Source organism: Stenotrophomonas mori (assembly GCF_023556335.1).
Classification (GTDB): Bacteria; Pseudomonadota; Gammaproteobacteria; order Xanthomonadales; family Xanthomonadaceae; genus Stenotrophomonas; species Stenotrophomonas mori.
Map to the genome: position 1 here is coordinate 896,836 of NZ_JAIKTS010000001.1, position 16,117 is coordinate 912,952.

Annotated in this window: 12 protein-coding genes and 1 riboswitch; all 12 genes read left to right on the plus strand. The window is 71.2% G+C overall.

The features are described 5' to 3' along the window. Window positions 1–174: 174 nt before the first annotated feature. Window positions 175–1,968: an ABC transporter ATP-binding protein gene (locus K5L01_RS04000; RefSeq protein ID WP_250062143.1), complete on the plus strand. Its 1,794-nt coding sequence runs from the start codon at window positions 175–177 to the stop codon at window positions 1,966–1,968. Further along, window positions 1,962–3,734 (plus strand): ABC transporter ATP-binding protein, encoded by a 1,773-nt coding sequence (locus tag K5L01_RS04005; RefSeq protein ID WP_250062144.1) that lies wholly within the window; start codon window positions 1,962–1,964, stop codon window positions 3,732–3,734. The genes K5L01_RS04000 and K5L01_RS04005 overlap by 7 nt, the downstream gene beginning before the upstream one ends. Beyond that, window positions 3,731–4,678, plus strand: a complete 948-nt coding sequence (locus K5L01_RS04010) for an ABC transporter permease (protein WP_336254075.1) — start codon at window positions 3,731–3,733, stop codon at window positions 4,676–4,678. The genes K5L01_RS04005 and K5L01_RS04010 overlap by 4 nt, the downstream gene beginning before the upstream one ends. Then, entirely contained in the window at window positions 4,675–5,613 is a 939-nt protein-coding gene (locus K5L01_RS04015) for an iron chelate uptake ABC transporter family permease subunit (protein WP_272494038.1), read from the plus strand. Before K5L01_RS04010 ends, K5L01_RS04015 begins: the two co-directional genes overlap by 4 nt. Next, a complete protein-coding gene (locus K5L01_RS04020) occupies window positions 5,610–6,386 on the plus strand; it encodes an iron ABC transporter ATP-binding protein (RefSeq protein ID WP_250062146.1) in 777 nt (258 codons plus the stop codon). Before K5L01_RS04015 ends, K5L01_RS04020 begins: the two co-directional genes overlap by 4 nt. Further along, on the plus strand, window positions 6,383–7,360 hold the full coding sequence (locus tag K5L01_RS04025) for a siderophore ABC transporter substrate-binding protein (protein WP_272494039.1): 978 nt from the start codon (window positions 6,383–6,385) through the stop codon (window positions 7,358–7,360). The genes K5L01_RS04020 and K5L01_RS04025 overlap by 4 nt, the downstream gene beginning before the upstream one ends. Before the next feature lie 103 nt (window positions 7,361–7,463). Further along, window positions 7,464–9,689 (plus strand): TonB-dependent receptor, encoded by a 2,226-nt coding sequence (locus tag K5L01_RS04030; RefSeq protein ID WP_250062147.1) that lies wholly within the window; start codon window positions 7,464–7,466, stop codon window positions 9,687–9,689. Window positions 9,690–10,165: 476 nt separating this feature from the next. Then, complete coding sequence (locus K5L01_RS04035; RefSeq protein ID WP_250062148.1) at window positions 10,166–11,068, plus strand: LysR family transcriptional regulator; 903 nt, start codon at window positions 10,166–10,168, stop codon at window positions 11,066–11,068. Window positions 11,069–11,131: 63 nt separating this feature from the next. Continuing rightward, window positions 11,132–11,334, plus strand: a riboswitch (cobalamin riboswitch). A gap of 129 nt (window positions 11,335–11,463) precedes the next feature. Further along, window positions 11,464–12,984, plus strand: coding sequence for a CoA-acylating methylmalonate-semialdehyde dehydrogenase (locus tag K5L01_RS04040; protein ID WP_250062149.1), 1,521 nt, complete (start codon window positions 11,464–11,466; stop codon window positions 12,982–12,984). Between the two features lie 14 nt (window positions 12,985–12,998). Beyond that, window positions 12,999–14,177, plus strand: a complete 1,179-nt coding sequence (locus K5L01_RS04045; protein ID WP_250062151.1) for an acyl-CoA dehydrogenase family protein — start codon at window positions 12,999–13,001, stop codon at window positions 14,175–14,177. After that, entirely contained in the window at window positions 14,174–14,971 is a 798-nt protein-coding gene (locus K5L01_RS04050; protein WP_250062153.1) for an enoyl-CoA hydratase, read from the plus strand. The genes K5L01_RS04045 and K5L01_RS04050 overlap by 4 nt, the downstream gene beginning before the upstream one ends. Further along, entirely contained in the window at window positions 14,968–16,116 is a 1,149-nt protein-coding gene (locus K5L01_RS04055) for an enoyl-CoA hydratase/isomerase family protein (protein ID WP_250062155.1), read from the plus strand. Before K5L01_RS04050 ends, K5L01_RS04055 begins: the two co-directional genes overlap by 4 nt. Window position 16,117: the final 1 nt, after the last annotated feature.

Below are 16,117 nucleotides of genomic sequence, written 5' to 3' on the forward strand. Positions count from 1 at the left end.
TCAATTAGTTTATAGTCCATCAACTAATTTGATTGTTGATTATCACTCTCATTAACGGCGCTGTTCCTGCCGTTCCGACCCCAGTCCCGCACGCCAGGCCCGATCCCGGTCCTCGCTGGTCCTGGCTGGGGAGCGGGGCGTCGCCAGGACCGCCCGTCTGCCCGATACGACCGCATGAATCCTTCCGGAGCCTCCTCCCCGCCGCCGCCCGATCCGATCGGACGTGTGCTCGGCCCGATCAGGGTCCCCCTGCGCGCTGCCGCGCTGCTGTCGGCGGTGGCCGCGATCCTGGTGCTGGTGCCGCTGGCGGTGCTGGCCCATGTCGCCGCCACGCTGCTTGATCCGTCCCTGCTCGCCGCGCAGGCGGGCAGGGGACTGGGGGCACCGATCACCCTGGCGGTGGCGAGCCTGGTCGCGGGCCTGGCCCTGGCGGTCGTCGCCGAAATGCTGGCGCACCTGGCGGACAACCGGATGACCGGCCAGCTGCGGCAGGCGGTGGCGCAGCGGCTGATGCGGGTGCCGCTGGGCTGGTTCGACCGGAAGAGCTCCGGCGAGGTCAAGCAGATCCTGCAGGACGACATCGCCACCCTGCACGCGCTCAGCGCGCACTTCTATCCGAGTGCCGGGCGGGCCGCCGGCGCCGTCGCCGGCGCGGTGCTGTACCTGGCCGCCATGGACTGGCGGCTGGCGCTCATCGCGCTGCTGCCGTTCCCCGGCTACCTGCTGTTCCTGCGCCGGGCGCTGCGCGCCGGCGGCGCCAGCATGCCGGATTTCGCGGCCAGCCTTGGACGCCTGAACAGCGCCACGATCGCGTTCGTCAACGGCCTGCCGGTCATCAAGACGTTCACCGCCGACGGAGGTGCGCACCGCGGCTACAGCGCGGCGGTCGACGGCTTCGCCGACGCCTTCACCGACTTCACCCGGCCCCTGGTCGCCGCGATGGCCCAAGCGCATGCCCTGATCGCCCCGGTGACCGTGCTCGCGGTGGCCGTCGCCGGCGGCGCCGGCCTGGTGCACTACGGGCAGATGCGGCCGGTCGAGGTCCTGCCGTTCGTCCTCGTGGCCCCCGGCATCTCCGCGCCGCTGCTGCTGCTGCACACGCTCCTGCACGACCTCGAGGCCAGCAGGGCGGCCGCCGGCCGTCTCCTGCAGCTGCTGGAGACACCGTTGCTGGAAGCCCCCCCGGACTACGCCGGGCAGCGCCCCTCGGGGCACGAGATCCGCTTCGAGAACGTCGGCTTCGGCTATGCCGGCGACCACCCGGTGCTGTCCGGCATCGACCTGACCCTGGCACCGGGCACCGTCACCGCCGTCGTCGGCGCGTCCGGCGCCGGCAAGTCGACCCTGGCGCGGCTGCTGCTGCGCTTCCACGATCCGGAGCAGGGCCGCATCACCCTGGGCGGCGTGGACCTGCGCGACATTCCGTCGCCGGAACTGTACCGGAGCATCGGCTTCGTGCTGCAGGAGGTGCGCCTGCTCCGGGCCAGCGTGCGCGACAACATCGCCCTGGGGCGCGCATCGGCGACCCAGGAGCAGATCGAACAGGCCGCCCGCCTGGCCAGCCTGCACGAGCGCATCCTGGCCCTGCCGCGCGGCTACGACTCGGTGCTGGACGAAGACGTGCAGTTGTCCGGCGGCGAACGCCAGCGGCTGAGCATCGCCCGCGCGATGCTGCTGGACCCGCCGGTGCTGGTGCTGGACGAGCCGACCGCCGCGGCCGACGCCGGCAACGAAGTGGCGATCCAGGAAGCGCTGTCGCACTTCGTCCGCGGCCGCACGGTGATGGTCATCGCCCACCGCCTGGAGACCATAGTGCATGCCGACCGGATCGTCGTGCTCGACCGCGGCATCCTCGTCGAGCAGGGCACCCATGCGCAGCTGCTGGCCCGCGGCGGACGCTATGCGCGGCTGTGGGCCAGTGGCGGCCATGCCCGCGCATCCGCCGCCATGGAGGACCGTCCATGCTGAAGCACCTGATGCAGCTGCTCGGCGAAGAGGCCGGCACGTTCCGCCGCTACCTGTGGATGGCGACGCTGTACGGCGTGCTGTGCGGCCTGGCCACGGCGCTGCTGCTGCCGGTCTTCCAGCACCTGCTGGCCGGCGACATGCAGGGCCTGCTGCCCTGGCTGGGGCTGCTGCTGGCGGCGGTGCTGGTGTGCTGGGCCTGGCGCCGCCAGGTCGAGCATGCCGGCATCCGCGTCGGGGTGGCGATCCTGCGCGGCACCCGGCACCGGCTCGGTGCGCATGTCGCGCGCCTGCCGGTGGGCTGGTTCGACGCCGCCAACTCCGCCCGGCTCGGCCATGTCGTGACCCAGGGCATGATGTCGGTGGCACAGCTGCCGGCCCATGTCCTGACCCCGGTGATCGCCGGCATCGTGACGCCGCTGGTGCTGGGCATCGCGCTGTTCGCGATCGAACCGGCGTTGGCCACGGTTGCGCTGCTCGCGGTACCGGCGCTGCTCGCGGTGTTCGCCGCCTGCGGTCGCCTGTCGCGGCGTGCCGACACCGCCTTCCATCGGCATTTCGCCGACGCCAGCCAGCGCATGATCGAGTTCGCGCAGGCGCAGTCGGTGCTGCGCGCCTTCAGCGGCGAGGCCACGAGCCTGCGCTTCCTGCAGGCCTCGTTCGACCGCCAGCAACGCTCCGGGCTGCGGCTGATCGTGCTCTCCTCGCTGTCGGCAGTGCTGGGCAGCTGGGCGGTCCAGGCCGTGTTCGCCGGGCTCGTGCTGCTGGCGGTGTTCCGGATCGGCGGCGGCCTGCACGGGCCGTTCGATCCGGCGCAGTCGATCGGCCTGAGCGTCGCGCTGCTGCTGGTCACCCGGTTCATCGATCCGCTGCAGGAACTGGCCGGCTACAGCGAAGTGCTGCGCAGCGCCCGTGGCCAGCTCGATACGGTGGCCGGGATCTTCGCCCAGGCCCCGCTGCCGCAACCGCTGCAGCCCCGGCGCCCGGCCGACAGCTCGATCCAGCTGCGCGGTGTCGGCTTCGGCTACAGCGCGGACGCCCCGGACACCCTGCAGCAGATCGACCTGGACGTTCCCGCCGGCAGCATGCTCGCACTGGTCGGCGCCTCCGGCTCCGGCAAGACCACCCTGGTGCGCTTGATCGCACGCTTCTTCGATGTCCGCCGGGGCCGGGTCATGATCGGTGGCGTGGACGTGCGCGAGATCGCGGAGACCGAGCTGGCGGCGCAGGTCAGCCAGGTGTTCCAGGACAGCTACCTGTTCGCCGGCAGCATCGCCGACAACATCCGCATGGGCCGGCCCGCGGCCAGCGACGCGCAGCTGGCCGAGGCGGTACGCCTGGCGGGGGTCGAGGACATCGCCGCGCGGCTGCCCGACGGCCTCGCCACGCCGGTGGGCGAGGGCGGCGCACAGCTGTCCGGTGGCGAACGCCAGCGCATCGCCATCGCCCGCGCCCTGATCAAGGACGCGCCCATCCTGCTGGTGGACGAGGCCACCGCCGCGCTCGATGCCGGGAACCAGGCGGTCATCGCCGCCGCGCTGGCGCAGCTGCGCGGCAAGCGGACCCTGGTGGTCATCGCCCACCAGCTGTCCACGGTGGAGAACGCCGACCAGATCGCCGTGCTCGCGGATGGTCGGATCGTCGAGTACGGCCCGCCGGCGCGGCTGCGGGCGGCCGGGGGCGCCTATGCGCGCTTCCTGGAGCAGGCGCGCAACGCCCGCGGATGGCGGATCGACACGGCCGGGCCCGCTCCCAGCGCCGAGCCGTGAGTACGGTGCGCATCGGCCTGTGCGGCCTGTTCGCCGCCCTGTGCCTGGCATCGCTGGCGATCGGTGCGACCCCGCTCCTCGGTGCGGCACCGGCCGACGCCTGGCTCACGCTCACCGCCAGCCGCCTGCCGCGGCTGGCCGCCCTGGTGCTGAGCGGGGTCGGGCTGTCGGTCTGCGGGGTGATCCTGCAGCACATCGTGCGCAACCGCTTCGTCGAACCGGGCACGTCCGGCGGACTGGATGCGGCCAAGCTGGGCATCCTGGTGTCGCTGACCGTGCTGCCGGCGGCCGCCGTGCCGACACGGATGGCCTTCGCCCTGCTGTTCTGCTTCGGCGCGAGTCTGCTCTACGTGGCGATCATCCGCCGGATCCGCTTCCGCAACACCGTACTGGTGCCGGTGGTCGGGCTGATGTACGGCAGCGTGCTCGCCGCGCTCGCCGAGTTCCACGCCTACCGGCACAACATCCTGCAGAGCATGCAGGGCTGGCTGCTGGGCGACTTCTCCAAGGTGGTGCAGGGCCACTACGAGATCATCTACCTGGTGCTGCCCGCGGTCGTGGTGGCGTACCTGTACGCGCACCGCTTCACCGTGCTGGGCATGGGCGAGGACATGGCCGGCAGCCTCGGCCTGGGGTACACGGCCACCGCGGCCCTGGGTCTGGTACTGGTATCGGTGACGGTGGCGGCCATCGTCATCACCGTCGGCGCCATTCCCTTCATCGGCCTGGTGGTCCCCAACCTGGTGGCGTTGTGGCGGGGCGAGAACCTCGCCCGCACGCTGCCGCTGGTGGCCCTGGGCGGCGCCTCGCTGCTGCTGGTCTGCGACATCGCCGGCCGCCTGCTGATGCATCCCTACGAGGTTCCCATCGGCCTGACCGCGGGCGGCATCGGCGGCGTGCTGTTCCTGCTGCTGATCATCCGGGGGATGCGGCGGTGCGCATGAACCGGCTGCTGGCGCTGGCGCTGCTGCTCGCGGTCCTGGCCGCGGTGTTCGTGTTCGCCGGCGCCGGGCTGGATGTCGCCTACGTGATCCCCAAGCGCCTGCAGCGGCTGTCGGCCATCGTCATCGGCGGTCTCTGCGTGGCCCTTTCCTCGATCCTGTTCCAGACCCTGGTCGGCAACCGCATCCTGACCCCCGCCATCATGGGCTACGAAGCGGTGTACCTGCTGTGGCAATCGTTGTTGCTGCTGCTGGCGGGCACCGCCGGCATGGCGGTGCTGGGCACCGGCGGCGGCTTCCTGGTCTCCATCGCACTGATGCTCGGCTACTCCTGGGCGCTGCAGCGCTGGCTGCTGCGCGGCGATGCTGACATCTTCCCGGTGCTGTTGCTGGGCCTGGTGCTGACGCTGGTGCTCGGCACCTTCGCGCAGTTCGTGCAGCTGCGCATCAGCCCCGGCGAATTCGCGGTCTTCCAGGGGCTGAGCCACGCCTCGTTCAACCGCGCGCGTCCGGATACCCTGCTGTACGCCGCGGCCGGCCTGGCGGCCGTGCTCGTGCTGGGCCGGCGCCTGCTGCCGGTACTGGACGTCATGGCGCTGGGCCGCGACAACGCCCGCTCCCTCGGCCTCGACCATGCCCGTGTCCTGCGCGTCGGGTTCGCGCTGATCGCGGTGCTGGTGGCGGTATCGACCAGCCTGATCGGGCCGGCGGGATTCATGGGCATCTTCATCGCCAACACCGCCTACGCGCTGGCCGGCAGCAGCCGCCACCGCTGGACGCTGCCCACCGGCTGCATGGTCGCCATCGGCCTGTTCGTGGCCGCCCAGCTCCTGGTCGAGCACGTGTTCAACTACCGCACGACCGTCAGCATCCTGGTCAACCTGGTCTGCGGCGGCTATTTCCTGGGGCTCATGCTGCGGCGGGGAAGTACGGCATGATCAGCGTGCACGGGCTGCGCAAGCGCTATGGCGCCACACAGGTGCTCGACGACGTCACCGCTCGGTTCCCCGCCGGGAAACTGAGCGCGCTCATCGGCCCCAACGGGGCCGGCAAGTCGACGCTGCTGATGTCCATGGCAGGGCTGTTGTCGGTGGACGGCGGCCGGATCCTGCTCGGTGGCCGCGACATCGCCACGTTCGGCATCGCCGCCTATGCGCGCCGGGTGGCCACGCTGCGCCAGTCGCCCGGCGTCGCACTGCGGCTGCGGGTCGAGGAACTGGTGGGCTTCGGCCGTTTTCCCCACAGCCGTGGAACGCTGACCGCCGCCGACCGGCGCGCGGTCGACGAAGCCCTCGCGTTCCTGGGGCTGGTACCGCTGCGCCACGCCCCCCTCGACGAACTCAGCGGCGGCCAGCGGCAGATGGCGTTCCTGGCCATGACCATCGCCCAGCAGACCGACGTGCTGCTGCTCGACGAACCGCTGAACAACCTGGATCTGAAGCACGGCGTCGAACTGATGCTGGCACTGCGCCGCCTGTGCGACGAATCCGGCCGCACGGTGATCCTGGTCATCCACGACATCAATTTCGCCGCCAGCCACGCCGACCACATCGTCGCGCTGAAGCACGGCCGCGTGCACAGCAGCGGCGGGGTGGCGGAGGTCGTCACCCGGGCCGGCCTTTCCGACCTGTACGGCCTGCAGGTGGAAATCGTGCAGGGCGCCCACGGCCGCCTCTGCGACTACTTCAACGCCAACGGAGTCCCCTCATGAACCTTTCCCCCCCGCGCCTGCGCGGCCTGCTGGCCCTGCTGGCCGCCACGGCACTGGCCGGCTGCGGCAACCCCGGCAGCACGCCGGCGGCCGCCGCGCCGTCCCCGGTGCTGGAGACCCCGGTCACCGTGGCCCATGCACTGGGCATCACCACCATCACCCACCGCCCGCAGCGCGTCGCGGCGCTGGACATGAACGAAGTCGACTTCCTGGACCGCCTCGGGGTGCCGGTCGCCGGCATGGCCAAGGACTACGTGCCGCACTTCCTGGCCCGCTACAAGGACGACGCCGCGGTGCGCGACCTCGGCGCGATCGTGCAGCCCAACCTCGAACGCGTGCATGCACTCCACCCCGACCTGGTGCTGATGACCTCCATCCAGGGCAACCACTACCAGGAGCTGTCCGAACTTGCGCCGACGCTGCACTACGACGTGGATTTCCGCGACAGCCGCGGGCACCACCTGGACATCGTCAAGGACCACCTGCTGACCCTCGGGCGGATCTTCGACCGCCAGGCGCAGGCCGCGGAGATCGCCGCCGAACTAGACGCCAAGATGGAGCAGGTACGCGCGGTCACCGCCGGCCGCCCCGAGCGGGCACTGATCGTGCTGCACAACAACGGCGCCTTCAGCTCGTTCGGGATCGGCTCGCGCTACGGCTTCGTGTTCGACGCCCTGGGCGTCAAGCCGGCCAGCGGCGCGCTGGCCTCCAGCCTGCACGGACAGCCGATCTCCAGCGAATTCATCCAGCAGGCGAACCCGGACATCCTGTACGTGGTCGACCGCACCGCGGTGATGGAGCACGGCCCGCTGATGACCGCTGAGCGCATGGCCAATCCGCTGCTGCGGCAGACCCGCGCGTGGAAGAACGGCCGCGTCGTGTTCGTCGACGCCGACGCCTGGTACATCACCGCCGCCAGCCCGACGTCGCTGGCGCTGCTGGCCGACGACATCATCCGCGGCTACCGCGACTGACCCCGACACCCCCTGCCAGCCAGGTTCCGACCCAGCCAACACCCCACGGCGCGCGCTCCGCGTGGAGCGCCGCCCCCTGCACGACAGATAGAAGGAACCCGGCATGAAAACGCTGCACCTCTCCTCCGCCCCGGTCCCCCGCCGGTCCCGGCCCTCGCGCCCCGGGCCCGCGCCGCTGCTGGCGCTCGGCCTGGCCACCTCGCTGCTCGCCGCGCCCAGCGCCCTGGCCCAGGCCGTGGCCCGCCAGCGCGCCGCGCAGGCGCCGGCCCAGCCGCCCGCGGTATCGACGCTGCAGTCGGTGAAGGTGGAGCAGAAGCGCGGGACCACCACCGCCCCCTACGCCGGCGGCCAGGTCGCGGCGGGCGGGCAGGTCGGGCTGCTCGGCGCCCGCGACTTCATGGAGACGCCCTTCAGCATCATCAGCTACACCGACGACTACATCCAGGACCGCCAGGCCAAGGACATCACCGATGTCATCGCCGCCACCGACCCGACCGTGTTCAGCAACGGCGTCAGCGGTGCCTGGAGCGAGAACTACGCCATCCGCGGTTTCGCCTCGGGCACCACCGACATGACCATCAACGGCCTGGCCGGCATGGCCCCGTTCTACCGGACGTCGCCGGAGATGTTCGACCGCATCGAGGTCCTGAAAGGCCCCTCGGCGCTGCTCAACGGCATGCCGCCAGGCGGTTCCGTCGGCGGTACCGTGAACCTGGTGACCAAGCGTGCCGGCGACGTCCCGCTGACCCGGGTGACGCTCAACCACACCTCCGACGCGCAGTTCGGCGCGCACCTCGACCTCGGCCGGCGGATCGGCCGCGACCAGCAGGTCGGCATCCGCTTCAACGGTGTCTACCGCGACGGGTCCACGGCCGTGGACCACCAGGACAAGAAGCTGCAGATGGGAGCGCTGGCAGTGGACTGGCGCGGTCACCGCGCACGCCTCTCCGCCGACCTCTACCATGCCGACGACCACATCGACGGTCCCGCGCGCGGCGTCAGCCTGGCACCGGGGCTGGCCGTGCCCAAGGCCCCCAAGGCCGGCACCCAGATCAACCCGGACTGGGGCTTCGTGCAGACCCGTGACAAGGGCGCCATGGTCCGCGGCGAACTGGACCTCGGCGAACGGACACTGGCCTATGCCGCGTTCGGCGGCAGCCGCACCGACTACAAGTACAACGGCTCGATCACCGCGCAGATCCTCGACCCGGCGGGGACCTTCAACACCGTCATCGGCCAGCTGGCCTTCGACGTCGAGAAACGTTCCGCCGACATCGGCATGCGCGGCCAGGCCCGCACCGGTACGGTCGGCCACCGCTGGGCGCTGAACCTGACCCACTACGACCACGAACAGAACGACTACGGCCGCCGCAGCGTGCCCGGCGCCGACTGGGTCACCAACCTCTACCACCCGGTCTGGAGCCCGTCGGTTCCGCTGGTCACGCCGCACATCGCGCATACCAAGCTGCGCCTGCAGAGCCTGGGCATCGCCGACACCCTGTCCTTCGCCGAGGACCGGATCCAGCTGACGGTCGGGGTACGCCGGCAGACGGTGGTCAGCGACAGCTACGACGTGGCCAGCGGCGCGCGGACCTCGCGCTACGACGAAAGCGCGACCACGCCGGCCGCGGCGCTGCTGGTCAAGGCCGGCGACCGGCTCTCGTTCTACGGCAACTACATGGAAGGCCTGAGCCAGGGGGCCACCGCGCCGATGACCGCGGTCAACGCCGGCGAAGTGTTCGCTCCCTTCACGACCCGCCAGCGGGAAGCCGGTTTCAAGCTGGACCTGGGCACCTTCACCCACAGTGTCGGCCTGTTCGAGATCACCCGTCCCAGCAGCTACACCGACCCGGTGAGCAACGTCTTCTCCTTCGGCGGCGAGCAGCGCAACCGCGGCGTGGAGTGGGGGTTCGCCGGCGCGCCGGTGGAGAACGTGCGCCTCATGGGCGGCGTGAGCTACGTCGACCCGGTGCTGACCCGCACTGCCGGCGGCGTCAACCAGGGCCGCCTGGCCACCGGCGTGCCCAAGCGGCAGGCCAAGCTCGGCGGCGAATGGGACCTGTCCTGGCTGCCGGGCTTGACCCTGACCGCCGGCGCGACCGCACTGTCACGCCAGTACATCAGCGCGGACAACACGCTGTCGGTGGCCGGGCGCACCCTGTACGACGTCGGCGCGCGCTACGCCACCGACGTCGGCGGGCACCGCCTGACCCTGCGCAGCGGCATCGCCAACCTGACCAACAAGGCCTATTGGGGCATGCCGCTGCTGTCCAGCCTGGCGCTGGGCGCACCGCGCACGTTCCAGCTCTCGGCGACGATGGACTTCTGAGCAGCCTCCCGGGTCCCGGGCATGCCCCGGGCCCGGCGATCGTCGACGCGCCGGGGCCACACCAACCCTGGCCGTCCTGGCCCCGCACCCGGCACGGGGCGGGGCGGGCAACCTGTTCGTTGCCCGCCCGCGCCATCGCGGCCATGGACGGCCCGGGGGACGCCCATGACGGCGCGCAGGCCCTGGCATCCGGCGCATGCCCCGCGAGGTCCCGCACACGTGGCGCCCGGCTGCCCGCGGGGTGTCCTCGCCGGCGCACGGTCCGGCCGGGACGCCACTCCGCAGCGGCTTCCTCCGATCGTCGGCGGCCGCGCGTCTTCTTTCACCCTCACTCCGGCGGGGGAGGCCGACGCGACGCGGGGGCCGGGGCGCCTGCCCGTGGTGCCGCCGGCACGCTGCGTCCGCGGGTAGCCTCGCCGGGAACCGCGGCACATGAAGTAGAGTGGCTGATCGCAGACAGGCCTTTCTGATCATCCATGCTTGAGCGCCACCACCTGGCCATCCTCCGCGAAGTCGAGCGGCAGGGTTCGCTGACCGCGGCCGCCGACGTGCTGTGCCTGACCCAGTCGGCACTCAGCCACGCCATGCGCAAGCTGGAGCAGCAGCTCGGTACCGAGATCTGGCTGCGCCAGGGACGCTCGCTGCAGTTCACCCAGGCCGGCGAGTACCTGCTGGCGGTGGCCAACCGCCTGTTGCCGCAGCTGGAAATGGCCGAGGAACGGATGCGCCAGTTCGCCGCCGGCGAGCGCGGCACCCTGCGCATCGGCATGGAGTGCCATCCCTGCTACCAATGGTTGTTGAAGATCGTCTCGCCCTACCTGGACGCCTGGCCGAGCGTGGACGTGGACGTGAAGCAGAAGTTCCAGTTCGGCGGCATCGGCGCCCTGTTCGGGCACGAGATCGACCTGCTGGTGACGCCGGACCCGCTGTACCGGCCCGGCCTGCACTACGAACCGGTGTTCGACTACGAACAGGTGCTGGTGGTGGGTACCGGCCACCGGCTGGCAGGACAGCGCTCGGTACGCCCGCAGCAGCTGCTCGACGAAGTACTGATCACCTATCCGGTGGCGGTCGACCGCCTGGACGTCTACAGCCAGTTCCTGCAGCCGGCGGGCATCCTGCCGCGCAAGCACAAGACCATCGAGACCACCGACATCATGATGCAGATGGTCGCCAGCCATCGTGGGGTGGCCGCCCTGCCGCGCTGGCTGGCCGAGGAATACGCGGCGAAGATGGCGATCGTGCCGTTGCGGCTGGGGCAGGCCGGCATCGCCAAGCAGATCCACCTGGGCGTACGCGAGGTGGACCTGGCCACCGACTACGTGCAGGCCTTCATCGCGCTTGCGCGCGGCGGCACCGGCGCCCAGGCGCCGTCCTGACGCCTCGCGGCGGCCATGGACGCCATGGCGCGATGCAGCTTGATTTCAATTGTTACCAAATTCTAGACTCGGCCCATCACAGGTGTCCTGCCGTCCTCCCGGTCGCAGGGCGAAACGGGAAGCCGGTCCGACGCCGGCGCTGCCCCCCGCAACGGTAGGCGAGACACGTCCGAGGCAAGACCGCCGCGCGCAGCGCGGGAAGGATCCGGATGGATGCATGCGCATCGCTCGCGAGCCCGGAGACCGGCCTGTGCGGGATGCCCCCGGGCATCCGTCTCGGGCGTTGCGGTGGGCGACTCGGCGAGCTGATGGAGCCGCCGTGCGCGCTTCTCGACTTGTCCTGCCATCCATCCCGCCTTCTTCCGCGGGTAAGCGTTACGGAGACAGGACCAATGATGGAGACCCAGGGTGTCGCGGCCGATGTCGCGACGGTGAAGCTGCTGATCGACGGCGCGTTCGTAGCGTCGCGCAGCACGCAGTGGCGCGAGGTGGTCGACCCGGCGACGCAGCAGGTGCTGGCGCGGGTACCGTTCGCCACCGCCGACGAGGTCGGGGCCGCGGTCGCCGCCGCGCAGCGGGCCTTTGCCGGCTGGCGCAGGACGCCCATCGGCACCCGCGCGCGCATCTTCCTGAAGTACCAACAGCTGATCCGTGACCACATGGACGAGCTGGCCGCGCTGCTCAGCGCCGAGCAGGGCAAGACCCTGCCCGATGCCGAGGGCGATGTGTTCCGCGGGCTGGAGGTGGTCGAGCACGCCGCGGCGATCGGCAACCTGCAGCTGGGCGAGCTGGCCAACAACGTCGCCAACGGCGTGGACACCTACACGCTGCTGCAGCCGCTGGGCGTCTGCGCCGGCATCACCCCGTTCAACTTCCCGGCGATGATCCCGCTGTGGATGTTCCCGATGGCCATCGCCACCGGCAACACCTTCGTGCTCAAGCCGTCCGAGCAGGACCCGATGGTCACCATGCGCCTGGCCGAACTCGCACTGGAGGCCGGCGTGCCTCCGGGCGTGCTCAATGTCGTCCACGGCGGCGAGGAGGTGGTCAACGCGCTCTGCGACCATCCCGACATCAAGGCCATCTCGTTCGTCGGATCGACCCGGGTCGGCACCCACGTCCACCACCGCGCCACGCTGGCCGGCAAGCGCGTGCAGTGCATGATGGGCGCCAAGAACCACGCCGTGGTCCTGCCGGACGCCTGCAAGGCGCCGACCCTGGACGCCCTGGTCGGCGCCGCGTTCGGTGCCGCCGGCCAGCGTTGCATGGCCGCCTCCACCCTGGTGCTGGTGGGCGGCGCGCGGGCGTGGATTCCGGACCTGGTGACGCGCGCGCGGGCACTGAAGGTCGGCGCCGGCCGCGTCGCCGGCACCGATGTCGGCCCGCTCATTTCCCGCGATGCACGGCTGCGCGTGGAAGGGCTGATCGCTGCCGGCGTGGCGCAGGGCGCGACCCTGGAGCTGGACGGCCGCAACCCGCGGGTCGAGGGCTTCGAGGCGGGCAACTTCGTAGGGCCGACGATCTTCTCCGGGGTACGGCCCGGCATGCGCATCTACGACGAGGAGATCTTCGGCCCGGTGCTGGTGATCCTGGAGGCGGACACCCTCGACGAGGCCATCGCCCTGGTCAACGCCAACCCCAACGGCAACGGCACCGCGGTCTTCACCCAGAACGGCGCGGCCGCGCGCCGCTTCCAGGAAGAGATCGATGTCGGCCAGGTCGGGATCAACCTGCCGATCCCGGTGCCGGTGCCGCTGTTCTCCTTCACCGGGTCGCGCGCGTCCAAGCTCGGCGACCTGGGGCCATACGGCAAGCAGGTGGTGCTGTTCTACACCCAGACCAAGACCGTGACCGCCCGCTGGTTCGACGACGACGATGCCGGCCACGGCGTCAACACCACCATCAGCCTGAAATGAACGGAGGGCAGGGCATGGCCAATCTCGTGGACCCCGGCGTGGGCGCCGCCCTGAGCGAGGAGCAGGCCGCCTATCGCGAGGCTGCCCGCGGCTTCGCGCATGCCGAGCTGGCGCCGCATGCCGCGCACTGGGATGCCCACAAGATCTTCCCGCGGCAGGCCATCGCCAAGGCCGGCGAGCTGGGATTCTGCGGCCTGTACGTGGACACCGATGCCGGGGGCAGCGGCCTGTCGCGGCTGGAGGCGGCCATCGTGTTCGAGGAGCTGGCGGTGGTCGATCCTTCCACCGCGGCCTTCATCAGCATCCACAACATGGCCACCTGGATGGTGGCGCGCCACGCTCGCCCCGCGCTGCATGCCCACTGGGCGGCGGCGCTGGCCAGCGGCGCGAAGCTGGCCTCGTACTGCCTGACCGAACCCGGCGCCGGCTCCGACGCAGGCTCGCTCGCCACCCACGCCGTGCGCGACGGCGACGGTTACCGGATCAGCGGCAGCAAGGCCTTCATCTCCGGGGCCGGCGACACCGACCTGCTGGTGGTGATGGCACGCACCGGCGACGCCGGCCCACGCGGCATCAGCGCCTTCGCCGTACCGGCCGACAGCACGGGGATCAGCTATGGACGCAACGAGGAGAAGCTCGGCTGGAACAGCCAGTCCACCCGCGGCATCAGTTTCGACAACGTGCAGGTGCCCGAGTCCCACCTGCTGGGGACCGAAGGCGAGGGCTTCCGCATCGCCATGAAGGGGCTGGACGGCGGCCGCGTCAACATCGCCGCCTGCTCGGTGGGAGCCGGGCAGGGCGCACTCGACGCCGCCCGCCGCTACCTGGGCGAGCGCCGCCAGTTCGGGCGGCCGCTGGCGGAGTTCCAGGCCCTGCAGTTCAAGCTGGCCGACATGGCCACGCAACTGGTCGCCGCCCGACAGATGGTGCACACCGCCGCGCGCAAGCTGGATGCCGGCAGTGCCGATGCCACGCCCTGGTGCGCGATGGCCAAGCGCTTCGCCACCGATACCGGGTTCGCGGTCTGCGACGACGCACTGCAGCTGCACGGCGGCTATGGTTACACCCGCGAGTACCCCATCGAGCGTCTGCTGCGCGACTGCCGCGTGCACCGGATCCTGGAAGGCACCAACGAGATCATGCGCGTCATCGTCGCGCGCCACCTGCTCACCACTGAAGAGGAACTGCGATGAGCGACTACCGTGCACGGGCCTGGCCCGGACTGACGCTGGAGATCGACGGCACCACCGCCCTCGTCACCCTGGACAACCCGCCGGCCAACACCTGGACCGTACGCAGCCTGGCCGCCTTGCGCGACCTGGTGGGCGCGCTCAACGGCGACCGCGGCATCTATGCGCTGGTCATCACCGGGCAAGGCGGCAAGTTCTTCTCGGCGGGCGCCGACCTCAAGCAGTTCGCCGACGGCGACAAGGCCCTGGCGCGCGAAGCCGCGCGCCGCTTCGGCGAGGCCTTCGAGGCCTTGAGCCGGTTCCGCGGCGTATCGATCGCCGCGATCAACGGCTATGCCATGGGCGGCGGCCTGGAATGCGCGCTGGCCTGCGACCTGCGCATCGCCGAGACCCAGGCCACGCTGGCGCTGCCGGAGGCCAGTGTCGGCCTGCTGCCCTGCGCGGGCGGCACCCAGAACCTGCCACGGCTGGTCGGCGAAGGCTGGGCCAAGCGGATGATCCTGCTCGGCGAGCGCGTCGATGCGCAGACCGCGGCCCGCATCGGCCTGGTGGAGGCGGTGGTCGCCACCGGCACGGCACGCGAGGAGGCCCTGGCCTGGGCCCGCCAGGCCGCGCGCCAGAGCCCGACCAGCGTCGCCGCCTGCAAGCGCCTGGTACAGGCGACGCGCACCGGGAGCCACGACAGCGCGCTGGTCGCCGAACGCGAATGCTTCGTGGACCTGTTCGACAGCGCCGACCAGGCCGAAGGCGTCGCCGCGTTCCTGGAAAAGCGCCCTCCGCAGTGGACCAACGCATGAGGACCGACGCTCCAGTGCTGTTCGAGGAGCGCCTGGCTGCCGGCGGCACCCGGATCGGCATCGCGACGCTGAACGCGCCGGCGACCCTCAATGGCCTGTCGCTGGAGATGGCGCGCCTGCTGGATGCGCAGTTCATTCAATGGGCCGACGACGACGGGGTCGGGCTGGTGGTCCTGCAGGGTGCAGGCGACAAGGCGTTCTGCGCCGGCGGCGACCTGCATGGCCTCTACCGCGGCATGAGCGCGCACCGGCAGCAGGGCCGCGAGCCTGCGGCAGTGATCGCCGACCCGCGCGGCAATCCGCACGCGGAAGCCTTCTTCGAGACCGAGTACCGGCTCGACCACCGCATCCACACCTATGCCAAACCGATCCTCTGCTGGGGCCATGGCATCGTCATGGGCGGCGGCATCGGGCTGATGTCCGGCGCCAGCCACCGCGTGGTCGGCGAGCGCTCCAGGCTGGCCTTCCCGGAAATCAGCATCGGGCTGTTCCCGGACGTCGGCGGCAGCTGGCTGCTGCAGCGGGTACCGGACCGTGCCGGCCTGTTCCTGGCGCTCACCGGCGCTCCGCTGAACGCCGGCGATGCGCTCCATGCCGGGCTGGCCGACCTGCTGCTGCCGGATGCCTGCCGCGGCGAGGTGTTCGATGCCCTGCTTGCCGAGGACTGGAGCGGCCCGGAGGCGCATGCCCGCCTGGATGGCCTGCTCGCCGGTTTCGCGCAGCCCGCTCCGCCGGGACCGCTGCAGCACCACGCCGGTGCGATCGCCGCGGCCTGCGCGCATGACACGCTGGAGGCCAATGTGGCGGCGATCGCCGCGCTGCAGACCGGCGACGCCTGGCTCGGCAAGGCCCAGGCCACCCTGGCCGCGGGGGCGCCCGGCTCGGCCCGGCTCGGCTACGAACTGCAGCGGCAGGCGGCGACACTGCCGCTGGCCGAGGTGTTCCGCCTGGAATACACGGTCGCCCTGCATTGCGCGGCGCATGGCGACTTCGCCGAGGGCATCCGCGCCCTGCTGGTCGACAAGGACCGCACCCCGCACTGGCAACCGGCGACGCTGGCCGCGGCCACCGCCGACTGGGCCCGGGCGTTCTTCCACGCTCCCTGGCAAGCCAGCGCCCATCCCCTGGCCGATCTCGGCCGCTGAC